This is a genomic window from Pseudomonas sp. GL-B-26, assembly GCF_019947405.1.
Classification (GTDB): domain Bacteria; phylum Pseudomonadota; class Gammaproteobacteria; order Pseudomonadales; family Pseudomonadaceae; genus Aquipseudomonas.
The window spans coordinates 128,739-150,791 of record NZ_JAGYGJ010000003.1 but is presented as its reverse complement, the minus strand read 5'-3'; the positions used below and the strand labels follow the sequence as shown (position 1 = coordinate 150,791).

The window sequence follows — 22,053 nt, the reverse complement described above, 5'->3', positions numbered from 1 at the left end:
GCATGAGTAAATTCTGGAGTCCCTTCGTCAAGAATCTGGTGCCTTACGTACCGGGCGAGCAGCCGAAACTGGCGAAACTGGTGAAGCTCAACACCAACGAAAACCCGTACGGTCCATCGCCAAAAGCCTTGGCGGCGATGCAGACCGAACTGAATGACAATTTGCGTCTGTACCCGGACCCCAACAGCGACCTGCTGAAGAACGCCGTGGCCACGTATTACGGCGTGCAAAGCAACCAAGTGTTCCTCGGCAACGGTTCCGATGAAGTCCTGGCGCACATCTTTCACGGTTTGCTGCAACATGATATTCCGGTCCTGTTCCCGGACATCAGCTACAGCTTCTACCCGGTTTACTGCGGGTTGTACGGCATTGCCTTCGACGCGGTGCCGCTGGACGAGCAGTTCCAGATCAACCCGGCGGACTACGCCAAGCCGAACGGCGGGATCATTTTCCCCAACCCGAACGCGCCGACCGGTTGCCTGCTGGCGCTGGACGCGGTTGAGCAAATCCTCAAGGCCAGCCCGGATTCGGTGGTCGTGGTGGATGAGGCCTACATCGATTTTGGCGGTGAGACGGCGATCAGCCTGGTGGATCGTTATCCGAACCTGCTAGTGACTCAGACCTTGTCCAAGTCCCGTTCGCTGGCCGGCCTGCGGGTTGGTTTGGCGGTGGGGCATCCGGATTTGATCGAGGCGCTGGAGCGGATCAAGAACAGCTTCAACTCCTATCCGCTGGATCGTCTGGCGAATGTCGGTGCAGCCGCAGCGTTCGAAGATCGTGAGTACTTCGACAAGACCTGCCGGTTGGTCATCGAGAATCGTGAATGGGTCGTTACGCAATTGGAAGCGAAGGGCTTTGAAGTGTTGCCGTCGGCGGCGAACTTCATCTTCGCCCGTCATCCGAAACACAATGCGGCAGGGCTGGCGGCGAAGTTGCGTGAACAAGGCGTGATCGTTCGGCACTTCAAGCAGGAACGGATTGCCCAGTTCCTGCGGATCTCGATTGGCACGCCGGAGCAGAATCAGGCGTTGATCGACGGCCTCGGCGACCTTTAAACCGCTTTCGCGAGCAAGCCCGCTCCCACACTGGATCTCCATTGCTCACCAATAGTGTGTTCACAGAAGATCAAGTGTGGGAGCGGGCTTGCTCGCGAATCGCGGGCAAGCCTCGCTCCTACAGGATTTGGTGTGTTACTCGTGATGCGGTTCGCCCAGGAACGTTAGCGAACTGAACAGTCCGCGACTGTCCGCATCCTTGCTGTCCTTTACCGGCACTTCGACCTGCGCCGCAATCACATTCAACCCTTCATTACGCACCAATACTTGCGCCCGACCCTCTGAGTCGGTCTCGGTGCTTAACGTATTCGGCGCGCTGCGATAATCGCCCACCAACTTCACACCCGCCGCCGGCTTACCGTCCAACAGCACTCGAATCGGTAACGATTTACCCGGCCCAACGGTCAGCGGATCAACCTCCGGCAGAATCAGCAATTTCATCTGATCGAGCTTCGGCAGTTTCGCCCCCGGCTGGTATATCGCCAGGCTGTATTTGAAGGTCTGGGTCGACTCAATGGCCCCCGGTACTTTGCTGCGCCCTTCGTTGATCCATTTCTTATCCGCGGTCTGCGACCACATGCCGTTGTTCAGCGCCACGGCCATCACCGCCGGCGGTTTCAACGGCTGCAGGCGGGCGTGGTCGGCCAGCCGTTGCACGCTCACCGGGATCATTTTGCCGCCAACGTCATAAGCCCACGCGCCACTGATTTTCTGCGCCTTGAAGGCGTTGTCTTCGGCACCGTGGCCGTAGATGACTTCGATGTTGCCGCGACGCTCTTCGGTCCAGAGACCGTGGGCCGAGACTTGGCTGGCACACAACAGACTGAGTAGCGCCAGGGATTTTAGGTGGTGCATGGTGGACGTCCTTTTACAGGTTGATTGTCAGGCTGACGGTGAAATTGCGCGGCTCGCCGGGGTTGACCCAGTAGTTGCTGTAGGAGCGCTCGAAGTATTTCTCGTCGAAAAGGTTGTTCAGGTTCAGGCCCACGGTGACGTTTTCGCTGGCCTTGTAATGGGCCAGCAGGTCGATGGTGTGGTAGGCCGGCAGCTCGAAATCGCTGCCGGCTTCACCTGAGCGATCGCCGACATAGGTGAACGCTGCACCAAGGTCCGAACCACGCAAATGGCCATCCTGAAATTCATAAACACCCAACACACTGCCGCTGCGTTTGGCCACACCGAGAATTCGGCTGCCGGTGGGAATCACCTTGTCGCCTTGGGTGACTTCGGCGTCGATGTAAGCGAAAGCACCGATCACTCGCACGGCGTCGGTCACTTGCCCAGTGACCTGCATGTCGACACCCTGGCTGCGGGCCTTGCCCATGGCGCGGCTGGAATCGGTGCTGGGATCGAGCGCCAGGACGTTTTCCTTTTCGATATGGAAGGCGGCGAGGGTGGTGCTCAAGCGGTCGTCGAACAGCTCGCTCTTGATCCCGACTTCATAACCGACACCTTCTTCCGGATCGAAGGACTTGCCGGCGGCGTCCAGCCCGTTGTTCGGTTTGAACGAGGTGGAGGCGTTGGCGAACACCCCCACTTCGGGCGTCAGTTGGTAGAGCAGGCCGGCTCGCTGGGTCAGGGCATCGTGACGCTGGCGGCTGGTCGCGTTGCGGCTGTGATCGTCGATGCTTTGTTCGAAATGTTCGAAGCGCGCACCGAGCACGCCGCGCAGTTTGTCAGTGAAAACGATCTGGTCTTGGAGGTTCAGCGCCTGGCTTTCAACGTGCTCGAAGAAGTCGGTCCCGGAGCGTGCGCCATTGGGTTTCGGCTGGCCGTATATCGGTCGATAGATATCGATGGCGTACGGGCCGCCGGCAATGGTCGTGACCCGTTCGTTCTTGCGAAAATTCTCGTATTCGCTGCCGATCAGCAGTTCGTGTTGCCAACTGCCGATGTCGAACAAACCGCGCAATTCGAGTTGGGTGATGCTGTCATGCCAGTTGGTATCGCGCTCGCGGTAGCGACGGTTGACGGTGTGGCCGTCGGCGTTCAAGGGACGGTTTTCGGAGGCGAAGCCCCAGAGCTTGCCTTCCTTGTAATGACTGGCGAGGCGCAGTTTCCAGCGGTCGTTGAGCTGATGTTCGAGGGCGGCTTGCAGCAGATTGTTGTGGTTGTCGATGTTGCCGTCGTTGGGTTCGCCAAGGAAGGTCGAACGGGAGACGCCGCTCCATTTATTGTTCGGCGCGACGATACCTCGATCGAATGTCGAGCTGTGGCGAACGAATTCGCTCTCCACCAACAGGCTGGTGTCCGGGTTCAGTTGCCAGCTGAAGGAAGGCGCAACGAACACACGCTGGCTGTCGACATGATCGCGGAAGCTGTGGTTGTCCTCGACGGCCAGGTTCACCCGGGACAGTACGTTGCCGTTATCATCCAGCGGTGTGTTGACGTCCACGGCGGTGCGATAGCGATCCCAGCTGCTGGCGCTGGTTAGCAGGGTGGTGAAGGCTTCGGGCTGGGGTTTCTTGGTAACGATGTTCACCGTACCGCCCGGATCGCCACGACCATAGAGGCTGGCGGCCGGGCCTTTGAGCACTTCGATGCGTTCGATGTTGGCCACGTCCGGCGTGCTCGGATAGCCACGGTTGGCGCTGAAACCGTCCTTGTAAAACTCCGAAGTGGTGAAGCCGCGCACGCTGTATTCGTAAAGCGTCAGGCCGCCGAAGTTGTTCTGCTTCGACACGCCACCGGCAAAATCCAGCGCGCGTTCGACGCTGGTGCTGCCCAGATCCTTGAGCACGCTGACGGGAATCACACTGATCGATTGCGGGATATCGCGAATGGCCGTGTCGGTCTTGGTTGCGCTGGAGGAGCGCGTGGCGCGGTAACCCTTGACCGGGCCGGTGGGGGATTCGTACTCGGAGGTGACGCTGATGGCGTCCAGTTCAACGGTTTGCGATTCTTCGGCGAAGACTGGATCCCCCAGCAAACCGAGGGCCAGGCCTGCGAGGGAAGCCATTGTTCGAGACGACATGTTATGTTGTTCCAATAGTAATATTGAAACAATATAACATGACTAATGAGAATGTCTGCTGTTAACGGCTTCGGAGTTATGGAGCGGCTGAGGGCGCCGCTCCTACCGCTTACTCTTCTTCTTTCTCTTTGACCGGCGCAGGCGGCGGACGCAAACCGATCTCGGCGGTGAGCTTGAGCTCTTTGCCGTTGCGCATCACCTGGATCGTGACCTTGTCGGTCGGTTTGATCCGCGCGACCTGGTTCATCGAGCGACGACCATCGCCGGCCGGTTCGCCGTCGATGCTGAGGATCACGTCCCCCAGTTGCAGGCCGGCCTTCTGCGCCGGACCGTCACGGAAAATCCCCGCGACCACAATGCCCGGGCGCCCCGACAGACCAAACGATTCCGCCAGTTCCTGACTCAACGGCTGCACTTCGATACCGAGCCAGCCGCGAATCACCTGGCCGTGTTCGATAATCGACTTCATCACTTCCATGGCCAGTTTCACCGGGATTGCGAAACCGATGCCCTGCGAACCGCCGGACTTGGAGAAGATCGCCGTGTTGATGCCGGTCAGGTTGCCGTTGGCATCCACCAGCGCACCGCCGGAGTTGCCGGGGTTGATCGCCGCGTCGGTCTGAATGAAGTCTTCGTAGTTGTTCAAGCCCAGCTGATTACGCCCGGTGGCGCTGATGATGCCCATGGTCACGGTCTGGCCGACACCGAACGGGTTGCCGATGGCCAGGGCCACGTCGCCGATGCGGATGTTGTCGGAACGACCGACAGTGATCGATGGAAGATTCTTCAAGTCGATCTTCAGGACAGCGAGGTCGGTTTCCGGGTCGCTGCCGATCACTCGGGCCAGGGTTTCACGACCGTCCTTGAGCGCCACCACGATTTGGTCGGCGCCGGTGGTCACGTGGTTGTTGGTCAGCAGGTAACCTTCCGGGCTCATGATCACGCCTGAGCCGAGGCTCGACTCCATGCGCTTCTGTTTGGGCGAGTTGTCGCCGAAGAAGCGACGGAACTGCGGATCCTCGAACAATGGATGGTTCGGTTTGTTGATGACTTTGGTGGTGTACAGGTTGACCACCGACGGCGCGGCCGTGGTCACTGCGTCGGCATAGGACACCGGACCCTGTTGCATCGTGGTGGTTTGCGGGGCTTGCTGCATATTGACGTCGAGACTCGGGAGTCCGACCCACTGCGGGTAACGCTGGATGATTAACAGAGCAATAAGCACGCCGGCCAACAGCGGCCAGGCGGAAAAACGCAGCGCCTTGAGCATTAAGCACGTCCTGAGAGGTTGCAGGCGGTATGAGACCGCCCATAATGTCGCGCATTATACGAGGCGAAGCGTGCCTCCGAACGGGATATTTAGGAGTCTTTTATGGCCGTCGCCCTGAGCACCCTGGTCGAAGAAGCCGACCGTTACCTTAACAGTGCAAAGATTGCCGATTACTGCCCCAACGGGTTGCAGGTCGAAGGCCGGCCGCAGGTCATGCGCATCGTCAGTGGCGTCACCGCCAGCCAGGCGTTGCTCGACGCCGCTGTGGAAGCCAGCGCCGACCTGGTGCTGGTGCATCACGGTTATTTCTGGAAAGGCGAGAATCCGTGCATCACCGGCATGAAGCAGCGTCGGCTGAAAACCCTGCTCAAGCACGATATCAGCCTGTTGTCCTACCATCTGCCGCTGGATCTGCACCCGGAAGTCGGCAATAACGTGCAGCTGGCACGTCAGCTCGATATCACCGTGGAAGGCCCATTGGACCCGGACAATCTCAAAGTTGTCGGCCTGGTCGGTTCATTGAACGAGCCGGTGACGCCCCGCGATTTTGCCCGTCGCGTACAAGAAGTCATGGGCCGCGAGCCGTTGCTGATTGAAGGCAGCGAGATGATCCGGCGCGTTGGCTGGTGCACCGGTGGCGGTCAGGGTTACATCGATCAGGCCGTGCTGGCTGGCGTCGACTTGTACCTCAGCGGTGAGGCGTCCGAGCAGACCTTCCACAGCGCCCGGGAAAACGACATCAGCTTCATCGCCGCCGGCCACCATGCCACCGAGCGCTATGGCGTTCAGGCTCTCGGGGATTATCTGGCGCGGCGTTTTGCCCTTGAGCACATCTTCATCGATTGCCCGAACCCCATCTGACAGTAGGAGCGAGGCCCAAACGCGGGGGTATATTCATATACCCTTTCGATCTAGTCGGCGTCCTGATTAGAAGAGGTCGCTGTGCTAGGATTCCTCGCTCGAACACGGCCCGCTGGCCGTCCATAAGATCGTTTTCGTGAGTAGCCATGGTCGACAAACTGACGCATCTGAAACAGCTGGAGGCCGAAAGCATCCACATCATCCGCGAGGTCGCCGCCGAGTTCGATAACCCGGTGATGCTGTACTCCGTCGGTAAAGACTCCGCCGTGATGCTGCACCTTGCGCGCAAGGCATTCTTCCCGGGCAAACTGCCGTTCCCGGTGATGCACGTCGACACCCAGTGGAAGTTCAAGGAAATGTACGCGTTCCGCGACCGCATGGTCGAAGAACTCGGCCTGGACCTGCTGGTGCACGTGAATCCCGAGGGTGTTGCGCAGGGTATCAACCCGCTCACCCACGGCAGCGCCAAACACACCGATATCATGAAAACCGAAGGCCTCAAGCAGGCCCTCGACAAGTACGGTTTCGATGCTGCTTTCGGTGGTGCCCGTCGTGACGAAGAGAAGTCCCGTGCCAAGGAGCGCGTGTATTCCTTCCGCGATACCAAGCACCGCTGGGACCCGAAAAACCAGCGTCCCGAGTTGTGGAACGTCTACAACGGCAAGGTCAACAAGGGCGAATCGATCCGTGTTTTCCCGTTGTCGAACTGGACCGAACTGGACATCTGGCAGTACATCTACCTCGAAGGCATCCCGATTGTGCCGCTGTATTTCGCCGCCGAGCGCGACGTTATCGAGATGAATGGCACCTGGATCATGATCGACGACGAACGCCTGCTCAATCACCTGAGCGACGAAGACAAGGCGCGCATCGTCAAGAAAAAGGTCCGCTTCCGTACACTCGGCGACTACCCGTTGACCGGTGCGGTCGAGTCCGAGGCCACCAGCCTGACCGACATCATTCAGGAAATGCTCCTGACGCGAACTTCCGAACGCCAGGGCCGGGTCATCGATCACGATGGCGCAGGCTCGATGGAAGAAAAGAAACGTCAGGGTTATTTCTAAGGGGTTGTCATGTCGCACGCATCTGATTTGATCAGCGAGGACATCCTCGCCTATCTGGGCCAGCACGAACGCAAGGAAATGCTGCGCTTTCTTACCTGTGGCAACGTCGACGACGGCAAGAGCACCCTGATCGGGCGCCTGCTGCACGACTCCAAAATGATCTACGAAGATCACCTGGAAGCCATTACCCGCGACTCGAAAAAAGTCGGCACCACCGGCGATGACATCGACCTGGCATTGCTGGTCGACGGCCTGCAGGCCGAGCGTGAACAGGGCATCACCATCGATGTCGCTTACCGCTACTTCTCCACCGCCAAACGCAAATTCATCATTGCCGACACCCCTGGCCATGAGCAGTACACCCGCAACATGGCCACCGGTGCGTCCACCTGTGACCTGGCGATCATCCTGGTCGACGCCCGTTACGGCGTGCAGACCCAGACCCGTCGCCACAGCTTCATCGCCTCGTTGCTGGGCATCAAGCACATCGTTGTCGCCATCAACAAGATGGACCTCAACGGTTTCGACGAAACAGTCTTCGAGTCGATCAAGGCCGATTACCTGAAGTTCGCCGAAGGCATCGCGTTCAAGCCGACCACCATGGCCTTCGTGCCGATGTCGGCGCTGAAAGGCGACAACGTGGTGAACAAGTCCGAGCGCTCGCCGTGGTACACCGGCCAGTCGCTGATGGAAATTCTTGAAACCGTCGAAATCGCCAGCGACCGCAACTACACCGACCTGCGTTTCCCGGTGCAGTACGTCAACCGTCCGAACCTGAACTTCCGTGGTTTCGCCGGCACCCTGGCCAGCGGCGTCGTGCACAAGGGCGACGAAGTCGTTGTGCTGCCGTCGGGCAAGAGCAGCCGTGTGAAATCCATCGTCACCTTCGAAGGTGAGCTGGAGCACGCCGGTCCTGGTCAAGCGGTGACGCTGACCATGGAAGACGAGATCGACATCTCTCGCGGCGACTTGCTGGTGCATGCCGACAATCTGCCGCAAGTGACTGACGCGTTCGACGCCATGCTGGTGTGGATGGCCGAAGAACCGATGCTGCCGGGCAAGAAATACGACATCAAGCGCGCCACGACGTACGTGCCGGGTTCGATCACCAGCATCGTCAACCGCGTTGACGTGAACACCCTGGAAGAAGGTCCGGCCAGTTCGTTGCACTTGAACGAAATCGGTCGGGTCAAGATCAGCCTCGACGCGGCCATTGCGCTGGACGGTTACGCGAGCAACCGCACCACCGGTTCGTTCATCGTCATCGATCGTTTGACCAATGGCACTGTCGCGGCCGGCATGATCATCGCTCAGCCGTTGAGCCATGGCACCAGCACGCATCACGGCAAACTGGCGCACGTCGCCACCGAAGAACGCGCGCAGCGCTTCGGCCAGCAACCGGCCACCGTGTTGTTCAGCGGCTTGTCGGGCGCCGGCAAAAGCACCCTGGCTTACGCAGTTGAGCGCAAGCTGTTCGACATGGGGCGCGCGGTGTTTGTACTCGATGGCCAGAACCTGCGTCACGACCTGAACAAAGGTCTGCCACAGGATCGCGCCGGGCGTACCGAGAACTGGCGTCGTGCGGCGCACGTTGCGCGTCAGTTCAACGAAGCGGGTCTGCTGACACTGGCAGCCTTCGTTGCGCCGAGTGCCGAAGGTCGTGAGCAAGCCAGGGAGCTGATCGGCAAGGAGCGTCTGCTGACGGTCTACGTCCAGGCCTCTCCGACGGTCTGTGCCGAGCGTGACCCACAAGGCCTGTACGCGGCGGCCGGGGATAACATCCCAGGCGATTCCTTCCCGTACGACGTGCCGCTGGACGCCGACCTCGTGGTCGATACCCAGTCGCTGTCGCTGGAAGAAAGCGTCAAGCAAGTGCTGGATCTGCTGCGCAAGCGTGGCGCGATCTAAGCGCTAGCCGTTAATAAAAAACCCGCCGATGAGTGATCATCGGCGGGTTTTTTGTGCCTGGTGATCAGTTAGACGGGTATTCGCGATTCATCTGCGCAAGCAGCGCATCCTTGTCCTGCCACAACTGGTTGATCCAGCCCTGAAACTGCAATCGATACTCGCCGTCCTGGTCGTAGTTCTTGCCAATGAACTGCGGTGGAATCTTCAGCTCCTGAAAGTGCACCACCACATCCTTCACATTCCCACAGAGCAAATCCCAGTAACCGGGACGCCCGGCCGGGTAGTGAATGGTCACGTTGACGATGGCTTCCAGCTGCTCACCCATGGCATCCAGCACAAACGCAATGCCGCCTGCCTTGGGCTTGAGCAAATGCTTGAACGGCGATTTCTGCTGGGCATGCTTTCCCTCGGTGAAGCGCGTGCCTTCGACGAAGTTGAAAATCCCCACCGGGTTATGGCGAAACTTGTCGCAGGTCTTGCGGGTGGTTTCCAGGTCTTTGCCTTTCTTCTCCGGGTGCTTTTCCAGGTAGGCCTTGGAGTAGCGCTTCATGAACGGAAAGCCGAGCGCCCACCACGCCAGACCAATCACCGGGACCCAGATCAGTTCCTGTTTGAGGAAGAACTTCAGCGGGCGAATCTTCCGGTTCAGCACGTACTGCAACACCATGATGTCGACCCAGCTCTGGTGGTTGCTGGTGATCAGATACGAGTGCTGATAGTCCAGACCTTCCAGGCCGCTGAGTTTCCAGCGCGTGTGTCCGAGCAAATCCATCCACGCTTTGTTGTTGCTGATCCAGGCTTCGTGGATATGGCTCATCAGCCAATCGGTAAAACGCTGGGCGGCGGGGAAGGGCAATACCAGTTTGAAAATCGCCACGATGAACAGCGGTGTGCAGCAGGCAATCGTGTTCAGCGCCAACAGCAGCGAGGCAATCACGCCTCGCAGCGGTGCAGGTAGGGAATCCAGCATTTAAAGATCCAAAGGTCGGTTGGCAGCTTGAATCGCGGTCAACGCGATGGTGTAGACGATGTCGTCGACTTGCGCGCCGCGCGGCAGGTCGTTCACCGGTTTGCGCAGGCCTTGCAGCATCGGCCCGAGGCTGACGCAGTCGGCGCTGCGCTGCACGGCTTTGTGGGTGGTGTTGCCGGTGTTCAGGTCGGGGAACACGAACACTGTGGCGCGACCGGCGACCTGGCTGTTCGGTGCCAGTTGCCGGGCAACGGTTTCGTTGGCGGCGGCGTCGTATTGCAACGGGCCGTCGATCAGCAGCGAGTTTTGTTGTTCGTGGGCGAGCAATGTCGCTTCGCGAACCTTCTCGACTTCTTCACCGCTGGCCGATTCACCACTGGAGTAGCTGATCATCGCCACGCGTGGGGTGATGCCGAACGCAGCGGCCGAATCCGCGCTTTGCAACGCGATCTCGGCCAGTTCGCTGGCGCTCGGGTGCGGGTTCATCACGCAGTCGCCGTAAACCAGCACTTCCTCGGGGAAGAGCATGAAGAACACTGACGACACCAGCGTGCAGCCCGGCGCCGTTTTAATAAGCTGCAGGGCCGGGCGGATGGTGTTGGCGGTGGAGTGAATGACGCCGGACACGAGGCCGTCGACTTCATCCAGCGCCAGCATCATGGTGCCGATCACCACGGTGTCTTCCAGTTGCTGCTCGGCCATCGGCGCGTTGAGGCTTTTGGTTTTGCGCAGGGCGACCATTGGCTCGACGTAGCGTTCGCGAATCAGATCCGGGTCGAGAATCTCTAGCCCCGGTGGCAACTCGATGCCTTGGGCGCGAGCGACGGCTTCGACGTCCGCCGGTTTCGCCAGTAACACGCAACGGGCAATACCGCGCGCCTGACAGATCGCCGCGGCTTGCACCGTCAGCGGCTCGCTGCCTTCAGGCAGAACGATGCGCTTGTTGGCGGCCTGGGCGCGCTGGATCAATTGATAACGGAACACGGCGGGCGACAGGCGCATCTCCCGAGGCGTGCCGCAGCGTTGGTGCAGCCACTTGGCGTCGAGGTGGCTGGCGACGAAGTCGGTGATGATCTCCGCACGCTCGCGGTCGTCGATCGGGATTTCCTTGTTCAAACCGTTCAACTGGTTAGCGGTGTCGTAGGAACCGGTGCTCACCGACAACACCGGCAGGCCCGCCTGCAACGCGCCACGACAGAGGTCCATGATGCGCGGGTCGGGCAGGGTGTCGCTGGTCAGCAACAGGCCGGCCAGCGGCACGCCGTTCATGGCCGCGAGGCTGACGGCAAGGATTATGTCGTCGCGATCGCCGGGCGTCACCACCAACACACCGGGCTTGAGCAGCTCCACGGTGTTGCGCATGGTGCGGGCGCAGATGATGATTTTGGTCATGCGCCGGGTTTCGTAGTCACCGGCATTGAGAATCTGTGCGCCCATCAGGTCGGCGACGTCTCGAGTGCGCGGGGCGTTCAATTCCGGCTGGAACGGGATGCAACCCAGCAGACGGAAATCGCCACTGCGCAGCAAGGGCGAATGCTCTTTCAAGCGCGAGGCGAAGGCCTCCATGCTCTCCTCGGTTTTGACCTTGTTGAGGATCACGCCGAGGACTTTCGGGTCTTTCGGGCCGCCGAACAATTGCGCCTGCAATTCCACTCGGCCGGACAGCTCGGTCAGCACTTCGTTTTCCGGCGCCGAGACCAGGATCACTTCGGCGTCGAGGCTTTTCGCCAAGTGCAAATTGACCCGCGCGGCGTAACTGGCGCTGCGGGTCGGGACCATGCCTTCGACGATCAGCACGTCTTTGCCGACAGCAGCCTGTTGATAAAGGGTGATGATTTCTTCGAGCAACTCGTCCAGTTGACCATCGCCGAGCATGCGCTCGACGTGCGCCAGACCGAGCGGCTGAGGCGGTTTCAAACCGTGAGTGCGCGCCACCAGTTCGGTGGACCGTTCAGGCCCGGTGTCACCCGGGTGCGGCTGGGCAATCGGTTTGAAAAAACCGACCTTGAGGCCGGCCCGCTCAAGGGTACGCACCAGCCCGAGGCTGATGGAGGTCAGACCCACACCAAAATCGGTGGGCGCGATAAAAAAAGTTTGCATGCGGATTCTCTGGAGGTGCATGGCAATGGTGACGGCCTATGTCTGGCCGTTTACCGAAATTCAGTCGCCAAGGTTATCGCTAACCGAGCCTTGTGCGCACCAACCGCAATCAAAGGGCTGGCCTATTTTTTCAATACGTTGCGCGGGGTCCAGGACCCAGGCGCGCGATTGCCACGGTGGCTGGTGGCGCAGGTGCTGGGTGTGACCGCAGGAAAGCTCGGCCACCCAGTGCCCGTTCTCATCCTGATGGAAACCTGTGACCGTCGAGCCTTTCGCCGCCCCCCGTCTGTCCGGGTTGTGTTCGCTTTCGGGCGATTGCTTCGCTAAACTTGGCCTTTCTATATTCTTTTGCAAAAGGTCTCGCCCCATGCTGATCGCCGCCAATAAGGCTGTCTCCATCGACTATACCCTGACCAACGACGCTGGTGAGGTCATCGACAGCTCCGCCGGCGGCGCGCCGCTGGTTTACCTGCAAGGCGCAGGTAACATCATTCCGGGCCTGGAAAAGGCTCTGGAAGGCAAAGCAGTCGGTGACGAACTGACTGTCGCCGTAGAACCTGAAGATGCCTACGGCGAATACGCTGCCGAACTGGTCAGCACGTTGAGCCGCAGCATGTTCGAAGGCGTCGACGAGCTGGAAGTGGGCATGCAGTTCCACGCATCCGCTCCGGACGGCCAGATGCAGATCGTCACCATTCGCGATCTGGACGGCGACGATGTCACCGTCGACGGCAACCACCCGTTGGCCGGTCAGCGCCTGAATTTCCAGGTCAAGATCATCGACATCCGTGACGCCAGCCAGGAAGAAATCGCTCATGGTCACGTCCATGGCGAAGGTGGCCATCACCACTGATTTTCTGCGCTAAGCTTTCGAGAACTGGAGAGGCGCCCGAGGGGCGCCTTTTTAGTCCGCGGCTGTCCCTGGTGACACCGCCAAGTGGCTGTTTCGAGAAGAACACGGGAATCTGGAGTTCGTCATGAGTGCTTTTCACGACCTTAAATTGACAGGCCTGGATGGTCAGGAGCTACCTCTGGCGCCCTTCAAGGGGCACGTCGTGCTGGTGGTCAACGTCGCCTCCAAATGTGGATTGACCCCACAATATGCGGCGCTGGAAAACCTCTACCAGCAATACAAGGACAAAGGCTTCAGCGTGCTGGGCCTGCCGTGCAACCAGTTTGCCGGTCAGGAACCGGGCTCCGAGAAAGAGATCCAGGAATTTTGCAGCCTCAACTATGGCGTGACCTTTCCGTTGTCCAGCAAGCTGGAAGTCAACGGTCACGATCGTCATCAGCTGTACCGTCTGCTGGCGGGCGAGGGTGCTGAATTTCCCGGTGACATTACCTGGAACTTCGAAAAATTCCTGCTGGGCAAGGATGGTCGCGTGCTGGCGCGGTTCTCGCCGCGTACGGCGCCGGATGATCATGCTGTCATCCAGGCGATCGAAAAAGCGCTGAGCTAAGAAGAAAGATCAAAAGATCGCAGCCTCGTTTCACTCGACAGCTCCTACACAGCCACGCGGTTCATGTAGGAGCTGTCGAGTGAAACGAGGCTGCGATCTTTTTGTTTCTGCCTTTTGATCCTTAATCACCAAAATCAATAGTGCTGTTCAGCGCGGCTGACTCTCCATATTATCGCCGTCATAAAGTCTATATCCCGTGGAGCGTCCCATGCCCGTCAAAGCCCTGTTCAAACCGTTCCACCTCGGCACCCTCGAACTGCCGACCCGCGTCGTCATGGCGCCGATGACCCGCTCGTTTTCGCCGGGCGGCGTTCCCAATTCCAAAGTGATCGAGTACTACCGTCGTCGCGCTGCTGCGGGTGTGGGTCTGATCATCACCGAAGGCACCACCGTCGGCCACAAGGCTTCCAACGGCTACCCGAACGTGCCGCATTTCTACGGTGAAGCCGCATTGGCCGGCTGGAAGAAAGTGGTCGACGCGGTTCATGCTGAAGGCGGCAAGATCGTTCCGCAGCTATGGCATGTCGGCAGCGTGCGCCGTATCGGCACCGAGCCGGACGCCAGCGTGCCGGGTTACGGTCCGTCGGAGAAATTGAAGGACGGTCAGGTCGTGGTTCACGGCATGAGCAAGCAAGATATCCAGGACGTGATCGCCGCGTTTGCCCAAGCCGCCAAAGATGCCCAGAGCATCGGCATGGACGGCGTGGAAATTCACGGTGCCCACGGCTATCTCGTGGACCAGTTCTTCTGGGAAGGCAGCAACCAGCGCACTGACGAATACGGCGGCAGCCTGGCTAACCGTTCGCGTTTTGCCATTGAACTGATCCAGGCGGTGCGTGCAGCGGTCGGGGAAGGTTTCCCGATTATTTTCCGTTTCTCGCAGTGGAAGCAGCAGGATTACACCGCGCGTCTGGTGCAAACACCGGATGCATTGGGCGAATTCCTCAAGCCGTTGTCCGACGCCGGCGTGGATATTTTCCACTGCTCGACGCGCCGTTTCTGGGAGCCGGAGTTCGACGGTTCCGAGCTGAACCTGGCCGGCTGGACTCGCAAGCTCACCGGCAAGCCAACCATCACCGTCGGCAGTGTCGGCCTGGACGGCGAGTTCCTGCAGTTCATGGTCAACACCGACAAGATCGCGCAGCCGGCCAGCCTGGAAAAACTGCTGGAGCGTCTGAACAATGACGAGTTCGATCTGGTGGCGGTTGGTCGTGCGTTGCTGGTGGACCCGGACTGGGCGCAGAAAGTGCGTGACGGCCGTGAAGAAGACATCCTGCCGTTCAGCCGTGAGGCGTTGATGACCCTGGTTTAAGCCGAGGATCAATGCCTGAGGCAAGCGGGGCCTGACAAGCCCCGCGCAACTGCCCTTCAAACTGCTCGATAATCGCCGCCCACCCCTGACGACTCGCATGCTGGCGCGCATTAAGCCGCACGCAGCGCAAGGTTTCGCGCTCCTCCAGCAGCCAACGTGCCGCATCGCAGAACGCCTCTTCATCCCCAGACATAGCCAGTACGCCGTTGTAGCCATGGCGAATATGCTGGGCTGCCGCAGCCTGATCGTACGCCACCACCCCCAGCCCCGAGGCTAATGCCTCAAGCACCACATTGCCGAAGGTTTCGGTCAGGCTTGGAAACAGAAACACATCCCCCGACGCATAGTGACTGGCCAAGGCTTCGCCGCGTTGTGAACCGCAGAAAATCGCCTCGGGCAATTCCTTTTCCAGCATTGATCGTTGCGGCCCGTCACCGACCACAATCAATTTCATTTTTCGCTGTGGATAAGTCATTTTCAGCGTGTCGAAGCACCGCTTGAGCAAGCCAAGATTCTTCTCCTGGGCCAAACGTCCTACGTGGATGAAGGCAATATCGTCCTCGGCCAGTCCCCATTGCTCGCGCAGCGATTTCAGCCGTTTGGCCGGATGAAACAACTGGCTGTCGACGCCTCGAGAGAGCAACGCCAGGCGCTCGAAACTACGGCGTTCCAGTTCCAGTCGCTGGCTGGCGCTGGGCACCAGGGTCAGGGTCGAGCGATTGTGAAACCAGCGCAGGTAGTGAGTCAGTAAGCGTGTCAGCAGCCCGAGGCCGTATTGGCTGGAGTACTGCTGAAAATTGGTGTGAAAGCCGCTGACCACCGAAATCCCCAAGCGCCGTGCCGCGCGCAATGCCGACAACCCCAGCGGTCCTTCGGTGGCGATGTACAACACGTCCGGGCGATGCCGTTTCCAGCGCCGCAGCAACTTGTGCATCGACGACTGACCCCATTGCAAACCGGGATAACCCGGCAGTGGCCAGCCTCGACACAACAGCAACTCATCGTTGCTGCCCATGAGCGGGTCGCCACCCTGACGCGGTCGCACCAATTCCACCTGGTGCCCGCGCGCGCGCAAACCGTCACACAAGCGGCCGAGGGTATTGGCCACTCCGTTGATTTCGGGAGGGAAGGTTTCGGTGATCAGGGTGATATGCAGAGCTGTCGTCATGACCTCAGTGTCGGCTGAGGCCATGTCGTCAGTGTGACGGTGGGATGATGAATTTGTGACCGAATCAGCGCTGGACGACCAGGTTTTCCGCGCCGCGTTCACGCACCCAGAACAAGGTCGCACCCGCCACGGCGGCCGGCATCATCAGGATGTTGACCACCGGAATCAGCAGCACCAGATAAACACTGCCGCCGAAACTCATGCTCTGCCAGCGCTTCTCGCGCAGCCAGGCGAGCATTTCGTTCCAGCCGAGTTTGTGGTTGTCCGCCGGGTAGTCGATGTACTGGATCGCCATCATCCACACCCCGAACAGCAGCCACAGTGGTGCAGCGATGATGTTCACCACCGGAATGAACGAGAGGATAAACAGCCCGATGGCGCGCGGCAGGAAGTAGCCGAGTTTGCGCATTTCCCGGGCCAGGGTGCGGGGGATCATGGCGATCAGTTCGCCCCAACTGAAGGACGGGAAGTCGTCAGTGCCACGCACCACGACTTCGACTTTTTCCGCGAGGAAACCGTTGAATGGCGCGGCGATGACGTTGGCCAGCATGGTGAAGGTGAAGAACACCATCAACACCACCAGCACCACGAACAACGGCCAGAGGACATAACTGAGAAAACTCAGCCAGTCGGGCAGGGACGGCATCAACGTATCGACCCACAGGCTGAATTGATGGCTGGCCAGGTAGATCAATCCGACGAACAGCACCAGGTTGATGACCAGCGGCAACAGCACAAACAAACGCAGGCTTGGGCTCAGGACCAGCTTGAGGCCTTCGCGCAGGTATTGCGGGCCGGACAGAACGGGGGCGGGCATAACGTGCTCCGAGCAAAGGGGAAACGCGCCGACCTTACCGGCTTTGCCTGACGGGCGAAAGCGCGGTAGCAGCATCGACATTAACTGTAACAAAGGCGCCTATGCATCCTTCGTGATGGGATAGAGACCGCCTATGAGCTGGATTGTTAAACCGTATTTCCTTAATCTTCGCCCCCTCGATACGCTGCACCCCATACTTTTTACAGGACTGTCGAGCTCAAGCCTTCCCCAAGTGCTTTCAACGGTCCTTTTTTATTCCCGCCGGCAACCCGGCGTTCCGTGCCAGATATTTCGGGCCGGTCAACAGGAGCAGGTCATGTCTGAAGTCCGTCATTCGCGAGTGATTATTCTCGGTTCCGGCCCTGCCGGTTACAGCGCCGCGGTCTATGCCGCCCGTGCCAACCTCAAGCCACTGCTGATCACCGGCATGCAAGCCGGCGGTCAACTGACCACCACCACCGAAGTCGACAACTGGCCTGGCGACGTCCACGGCCTGACCGGCCCGGCGCTGATGGACCGCATGAAAGAGCACGCCGAGCGCTTTGAAACCGAAATCGTCTTTGATCACATCAATGCCGTGGACTTCGCTGCCAAGCCGTACACCCTGACCGGCGACAGCGCGACCTACACCTGCGACGCCCTGATCATCGCGACCGGCGCCAGCGCTCGTTACCTGGGTCTGCCGTCGGAAGAAGCGTTCATGGGCAAAGGCGTTTCGGCCTGCGCAACCTGCGACGGTTTCTTCTACCGCAACAAGCCAGTGGCCGTGGTCGGTGGCGGCAACACCGCTGTTGAAGAGGCGCTGTACCTGGCCAACATCGCCAGCAAGGTCACCCTGATCCACCGTCGCGAAACCTTCCGCGCCGAGAAGATCCTGATCGACAAGCTCAACGCCCGGGTTGCCGAAGGCAAAATCGAGCTGAAGTTGAACTCGACTCTGGACGAAGTTCTGGGCGACAACATGGGCGTGACCGGTGCCCGTCTGAAGAACAATGACGGCAGCTTCGACGAGCTGACAGTCGACGGCGTGTTCATCGCCATCGGCCACACCCCGAACACTTCGCTGTTCGAAGGTCAGTTGACGTTGAAAGACGGCTACCTGGTTGTGCAGGGCGGCCGTGACGGCAACGCCACTGCCACCAGCCTCGAAGGTATCTTTGCTGCCGGTGACGTGGCAGACCACGTTTACCGTCAGGCCATCACCTCGGCCGGCGCCGGCTGCATGGCGGCACTGGACGCCGAGCGCTACCTCGACGATCTGCAGAACGCTTGATTCTGATTCTGTAGAAAGCAAAAAACCGGCTTCGGCCGGTTTTTTTGTGCGCGCAGATTCAGATTGTCAGGACAGTTTTGCGAAGCACGCCTCGAGGATATCCAGCCCTTCCTCCAGCACCGCTGCCTCAGTAGTCAGCGGTGCCAGCAGCCGAATGATGTGGCGCGACTTGCCGCTGGGCATCAGCAGCAAACCGGCGTCTCGCGCCAGCGCCAGCAGCTGCGTCAATTGCGCCGAGGCCGGTGTGCCGTCGGCATTGGTCAGCTCGATGCCGCGCATCGCGCCAACGCCGGTCAAGCGGCCCAGATACGGGGAAAGCTTGTTGGCGCGCCAGGCCTCGTAGCGGCTGACGATGGCTTCTTCCTGTTGCGAGCCCCAGGCGTGCAGGTTCGCATCGGTCATTTCGTCCAGGGTTGCCAGTGCTGCGGCGCAGGCAATCGGGTTGCCTGAATAGGTGCCGCCCAGTCCGCCCTTGGGCAAGGTGTCGAGCAGCGACTTGCGCCCGACCACCGCGCCCAGCGGTACACCGCCGGCGATGCTTTTAGCGAGCAGGATCAGATCGGGTTCAATGCCCAGTCGCGAGAAGGCAAAACGCTCACCAGTGCGACCGAAGCCGGACTGGATTTCATCAGCAATCAGCAGGATATTTTTTTTATCACAGAAGCGACGTAGCGCCTGGGCGAACTCCACGTCCAGCGCCAGGAAGCCCGCTTCACCTTGCACCGGTTCGACGATGAAACACGCCACGTCTTCGACATCGATTTCGACGCTGAACAGTCGATCCATGGCCTTCAATGCCTCGGCGCAGGTCACGCCGTTGTCCTTGCTCGGGAAGGGCAAGTGAAAAACCGGACCGGGCAGCACGCCGACTTTCTGTTTGTAGGGCGCAACTTTGCCGTTGAGGTTGAGCGTGGCGAGGGTGCGGCCATGGAAGGCGCCGTCGAAGGCGATGACGGCCGTGCGACCGGTGGCGCCACGGACGATCTTCAGGGCGTTTTCCGCCGCTTCAGCGCCGCTGTTGGTGAGCATGCCGCTGACCGGGTAGTCCACCGGAATAAACGCGGTGAGACGATCCATCAGTTCAATGTAGGGCACATGCGGGGCGGCGTTGAACGCGTAGTGGGTCAGCCGGGTGGCTTGTTCGCGAATGGCCTCGACGATGCGCGGATGGCAATGGCCGAGGTTCAATACACCGATGCCGCCGACGAAGTCGATGTAGCGTTTGCCATCGGTGTCCCAGACCTCGGCATTTTTGCCGTGGCTGAGCGTGACGGGATGAACGATGTTGATCGACTGGCTGATGGTTTCGCTGCTCATGGATACCTGACTCAGAAGAAGGGATGCTTCTTTTTATCTAAGCCGTGAGCAGCGGTGCCCGGCAAACGAAATAAAGTTGCCGGGTCAATCTTAAAAGTCGGGATGTGTTTGGAAGTGTTGAATCAGCGGCGAGTCAGCGGCTGTTGAGTGAACTTCACACCGGCCAACCCATGAGCGATCAACGCGCGGATATTGCCGTGATCGCTGCCTTCAGGCGTGGCCACCACCGAACGGTAATGCTCGCCGAACGCCAACAGCGCTTCTTCATCGCTCAAGCCTTCCAGCAACGCCAGGCCCAGGGTCTTGCACGAGCCTTCATTCTGCCCGGCTGCGTTTTCCACGCCGCCATTGTTGAAAGCCTGAGGCTGATAGTCGTAGCCGGCGGCGATGAAGGCCAGGGTGTCGGCAAAAACGTGTTCGCCGCTCTTGAGGCTGGCGCGCAGGGTATTCAAATCACTCATTGGGTTTTCCTTTGGCGAACGCCGCTTGTTGTTCGGCGTTGGCTTCTTGCTGGTATTGGGCTTTCCACTCGGCGTACGGCATGCCGTAAACCACTTCGCGGGCGTCATCGAGGCTGACCTCGATCTGGCGTTCGTCGGCAGCGGCCTTGTACCACTTGGACAAGCAGTTGCGGCAGAAACCGGAGAGGTTCATCAGGTCGATGTTCTGCACATCCTTGCGGCTGTCCAGGTGGACGACCAGCCGGCGAAAGGCGGCGGCTTCGAGTTCCAGGCGTTGTTGATCGGTCATGGCGGGCTCTGTGCAATCAAATCGTGCGCGGATGATAAAAGTCTGACGAACAATGCGCCAGACGCGGTCAGCGGCTCGCGGCCAGGGTAATCGATACTGACTCGGCAAAACGCAGGGCGTGGGGCTTGTCGACTTCGACCTCGGCATACAACACCGACTCGTTGGCCATGACCAGATCGAGAATTTCCTGAGTCAGGCGCTCGAGCAGGGCGAAGCGATTACCCTCCACGTGGGCGATGATCGCCTTGGTGATGGTGCGGTAGTTCAGCGCGTGATCGATGTCGTTGTCACGCACCGCTTCCTGAGCGGCATACAGGATAGTCAGGTTGATCAGCACGTCCTGCTTGTTGAGGATTTCATCTTCGTTGATCCCGATGAAGGTCCGCAGGCACAGGTTCTTGACCCGGATGCGTGCCGTTCCTGGTTGAAGTTGTGGCATTGCTACTTGCTCCGTCCAATCAATTGCAGGAACTCCTGGCGGGTGTTGCTCGACTCGCGGAAGGCGCCGAGCATCACCGAGGTGTTCATGGTCGAATTCTGTTTCTCGACGCCGCGCATCATCATGCACATGTGCTTGGCTTCGATAACCACCGCGACGCCTGCCGCACCGGTCACTTGCTGCACCGCGTCGGCGATTTGCCGAGTGAGGTTTTCCTGGATTTGCAGGCGCCGGGCGAACATGTCCACCAGTCGTGCAATCTTCGACAGGCCCAGCACCTTGCCCGTTGGAATATAAGCCACATGCGCCTTGCCGATGAAGGGCAGCATGTGATGTTCGCAGAGCGAGTACAGCTCGATGTTGTCGACGATGATCATTTCATCGTTGTCGGAAGCGAACAGTGCGCCGTTGACGATCTCTTCGACACTTTGCTCATAACCATGGCAGAGGTACTGCATGGCTTTTGCCGCGCGAGCCGGGGTTTCTTGCAGACCCTCGCGGTCGGGGTCTTCACCGAGGCCGATGAGGATTTCGCGGTAGCTTTTGGACAGGGCGGTCTGGGACAGGGATAACGTCATGGAACATCCTCGCGGGAGCCGCTTATTTGATGTGCCGTCCGCCGTTGACGGTCAGGGTCGTGCCGGTGACATAAGGGTTATCGAGCAAATAACGCAGGCTCTGGTAGATCACTTCGCAGCCGGGTTCGATACCCAGCGCGGACTTGGCCAGTGCCTTGGCGCGGTACGCCGCGTCGTCGTCGGGGTTGAACATTAGCAGGGCTGGCGCGATGCCGTTGACCTTGATTGTCGGCGCGTATTTCGCGGCGAAGGACAGGGTGAGGCTGTCGAGCCCGGCTTTGCTGGCACAGTAGCCAATGTGCTTGCTGCTGCCCCTGCGGGTCACGTCATCGCTGATGTGCACGATGTCCGCCGGGCTTGAGCGTTGCAGCAAGTCGGCACAATGCAGATTGATCAGGTAGGGCGCCAGCATGTGGACGTTGAACATGCGGGTGAAGGCTGTGGCGTCGGTGCCAGGGGTTTCGGCCAGCCATTCGGAGGCGTTATGAACAATCGCCCGCAGGCTGTCGGTGTGGTTTTTCAGTTCGCTGATGAACGCGAAGATTCCGGCTTCAGTGGAGAAGTCGGCAAACACCGCGGTCGCCCCCAGGTCGCGCAGGGTTTGTACGCCGGGGCGTTCACTGCGGTAGCTGAAGATCACCGGCTGGCCATCCTCGAGCAAACGCTGCGCACAGTGCAGGCCGACACGTTGGCCGGCACCGGTGATGAGGATCGGGGCTACGAAAGAGGTCATGAAC

Annotated in this window: 22 protein-coding genes; 8 read left to right on the top strand and 14 right to left on the bottom strand. The window is 59.6% G+C overall.

Translation table 11 applies throughout. The features are described from left to right. The first annotated feature begins 2 nt into the window (after positions 1-2). The gene (hisC, locus tag KGB23_RS03240; RefSeq protein ID WP_223429861.1) at positions 3-1,055 is read left to right on the top strand and encodes a histidinol-phosphate transaminase; all 1,053 of its coding nucleotides are present in this window, start codon (positions 3-5) and stop codon (positions 1,053-1,055) included. A 135-nt stretch (positions 1,056-1,190) separates the two neighbouring features. Here hisC and KGB23_RS03235 read toward each other — a convergent pair whose 3' ends face one another. The 3 genes from KGB23_RS03235 to algW all read right to left on the bottom strand — a co-directional run bounded on the left by KGB23_RS03235 (position 1,191) and on the right by algW (position 5,299). Further along, the gene (locus tag KGB23_RS03235; RefSeq protein ID WP_223429860.1) at positions 1,191-1,910 is read right to left on the bottom strand and encodes a DUF4198 domain-containing protein; all 720 of its coding nucleotides are present in this window, start codon (positions 1,908-1,910) and stop codon (positions 1,191-1,193) included. A 13-nt stretch (positions 1,911-1,923) separates the two neighbouring features. Next, positions 1,924-4,029 carry a TonB-dependent siderophore receptor gene (locus tag KGB23_RS03230; RefSeq protein ID WP_223429859.1) on the bottom strand — a complete coding sequence of 702 codons (2,106 nt, stop codon included), beginning with the start codon at positions 4,027-4,029 and terminating at the stop codon, positions 1,924-1,926. 109 nt (positions 4,030-4,138) lie between these two features. Beyond that, a complete protein-coding gene (algW, locus tag KGB23_RS03225) occupies positions 4,139-5,299 on the bottom strand; it encodes a Do family serine endopeptidase AlgW (protein ID WP_150658809.1) in 1,161 nt (386 codons plus the stop codon). 102 nt (positions 5,300-5,401) lie between these two features. Here algW and KGB23_RS03220 point away from each other — a divergent pair, with 102 nt between their 5' ends. The 3 genes from KGB23_RS03220 to cysN all read left to right on the top strand — a co-directional run bounded on the left by KGB23_RS03220 (position 5,402) and on the right by cysN (position 9,132). Further along, entirely contained in the window at positions 5,402-6,160 is a 759-nt protein-coding gene (locus KGB23_RS03220; protein WP_223429858.1) for a Nif3-like dinuclear metal center hexameric protein, read from the top strand. Positions 6,161-6,306: 146 nt separating this feature from the next. Next, complete coding sequence (cysD, locus tag KGB23_RS03215; RefSeq protein ID WP_008008639.1) at positions 6,307-7,224, top strand: sulfate adenylyltransferase subunit CysD; 918 nt, start codon at positions 6,307-6,309, stop codon at positions 7,222-7,224. Positions 7,225-7,233: 9 nt separating this feature from the next. Further along, positions 7,234-9,132, top strand: coding sequence for a sulfate adenylyltransferase subunit CysN (gene cysN / locus KGB23_RS03210; RefSeq protein ID WP_223429857.1), 1,899 nt, complete (start codon positions 7,234-7,236; stop codon positions 9,130-9,132). Between the two features lie 64 nt (positions 9,133-9,196). Here the strand turns inward: cysN and KGB23_RS03205 are convergent, their stop codons facing one another. From KGB23_RS03205 to KGB23_RS03195, 3 genes are read right to left on the bottom strand one after another with little or no spacing between them, the layout of a single operon-like run. Next, complete coding sequence (locus tag KGB23_RS03205; protein WP_223429856.1) at positions 9,197-10,102, bottom strand: acyltransferase; 906 nt, start codon at positions 10,100-10,102, stop codon at positions 9,197-9,199. Continuing rightward, positions 10,103-12,202: a phosphate acetyltransferase gene (gene pta, locus KGB23_RS03200; RefSeq protein WP_095129433.1), complete on the bottom strand. Its 2,100-nt coding sequence runs from the start codon at positions 12,200-12,202 to the stop codon at positions 10,103-10,105. 60 nt (positions 12,203-12,262) lie between these two features. Beyond that, entirely contained in the window at positions 12,263-12,601 is a 339-nt protein-coding gene (locus KGB23_RS03195) for a DUF3565 domain-containing protein (protein WP_223429855.1), read from the bottom strand. Between KGB23_RS03195 and KGB23_RS03190 the strand changes: the two genes are divergently transcribed. The 3 genes from KGB23_RS03190 to KGB23_RS03180 all read left to right on the top strand — a co-directional run bounded on the left by KGB23_RS03190 (position 12,570) and on the right by KGB23_RS03180 (position 14,974). Then, positions 12,570-13,055: a peptidylprolyl isomerase gene (locus KGB23_RS03190; RefSeq protein ID WP_007901600.1), complete on the top strand. Its 486-nt coding sequence runs from the start codon at positions 12,570-12,572 to the stop codon at positions 13,053-13,055. The two genes, KGB23_RS03195 and KGB23_RS03190, sit on opposite strands and share 32 nt — an antisense overlap. Before the next feature lie 124 nt (positions 13,056-13,179). Continuing rightward, complete coding sequence (locus KGB23_RS03185) at positions 13,180-13,662, top strand: glutathione peroxidase (RefSeq protein ID WP_223429854.1); 483 nt, start codon at positions 13,180-13,182, stop codon at positions 13,660-13,662. Positions 13,663-13,870: 208 nt separating this feature from the next. Further along, a complete protein-coding gene (locus tag KGB23_RS03180; protein WP_223429853.1) occupies positions 13,871-14,974 on the top strand; it encodes an NADH:flavin oxidoreductase in 1,104 nt (367 codons plus the stop codon). Here KGB23_RS03180 and KGB23_RS03175 read toward each other — a convergent pair. Together KGB23_RS03175 and cysZ are read right to left on the bottom strand one after the other, a co-directional pair. Continuing rightward, positions 14,943-16,166: a glycosyltransferase family 4 protein gene (locus tag KGB23_RS03175; protein WP_223429852.1), complete on the bottom strand. Its 1,224-nt coding sequence runs from the start codon at positions 16,164-16,166 to the stop codon at positions 14,943-14,945. The two genes, KGB23_RS03180 and KGB23_RS03175, sit on opposite strands and share 32 nt — an antisense overlap. A gap of 40 nt (positions 16,167-16,206) precedes the next feature. After that, positions 16,207-16,959: a sulfate transporter CysZ gene (gene cysZ / locus KGB23_RS03170; RefSeq protein ID WP_150658817.1), complete on the bottom strand. Its 753-nt coding sequence runs from the start codon at positions 16,957-16,959 to the stop codon at positions 16,207-16,209. Positions 16,960-17,275: 316 nt separating this feature from the next. Here cysZ and trxB point away from each other — a divergent pair, with 316 nt between their 5' ends. Next, complete coding sequence (gene trxB, locus KGB23_RS03165; protein WP_033057935.1) at positions 17,276-18,232, top strand: thioredoxin-disulfide reductase; 957 nt, start codon at positions 17,276-17,278, stop codon at positions 18,230-18,232. 66 nt (positions 18,233-18,298) lie between these two features. On the opposite strand, the gene KGB23_RS03160 is transcribed toward trxB, so the two are convergent. From KGB23_RS03160 to folM, 6 genes are all read right to left on the bottom strand, one after another. Then, entirely contained in the window at positions 18,299-19,549 is a 1,251-nt protein-coding gene (locus tag KGB23_RS03160; RefSeq protein WP_223429851.1) for an aspartate aminotransferase family protein, read from the bottom strand. Positions 19,550-19,671: 122 nt separating this feature from the next. Beyond that, positions 19,672-20,010 (bottom strand): HopJ type III effector protein, encoded by a 339-nt coding sequence (locus tag KGB23_RS03155; protein ID WP_008037347.1) that lies wholly within the window; start codon positions 20,008-20,010, stop codon positions 19,672-19,674. Then, entirely contained in the window at positions 20,003-20,299 is a 297-nt protein-coding gene (locus KGB23_RS03150; protein ID WP_223429850.1) for a DUF1244 domain-containing protein, read from the bottom strand. Before KGB23_RS03150 ends, KGB23_RS03155 begins: the two co-directional genes overlap by 8 nt. Before the next feature lie 67 nt (positions 20,300-20,366). Then, entirely contained in the window at positions 20,367-20,738 is a 372-nt protein-coding gene (gene folX, locus KGB23_RS03145) for a dihydroneopterin triphosphate 2'-epimerase (protein WP_150658820.1), read from the bottom strand. 2 nt (positions 20,739-20,740) lie between these two features. After that, entirely contained in the window at positions 20,741-21,316 is a 576-nt protein-coding gene (gene folE, locus KGB23_RS03140; protein WP_223429849.1) for a GTP cyclohydrolase I FolE, read from the bottom strand. Between the two features lie 22 nt (positions 21,317-21,338). Then, positions 21,339-22,049 (bottom strand): dihydromonapterin reductase, encoded by a 711-nt coding sequence (gene folM / locus KGB23_RS03135; protein ID WP_223429848.1) that lies wholly within the window; start codon positions 22,047-22,049, stop codon positions 21,339-21,341. Between the last annotated feature and the right edge of the window lie 4 nt (positions 22,050-22,053).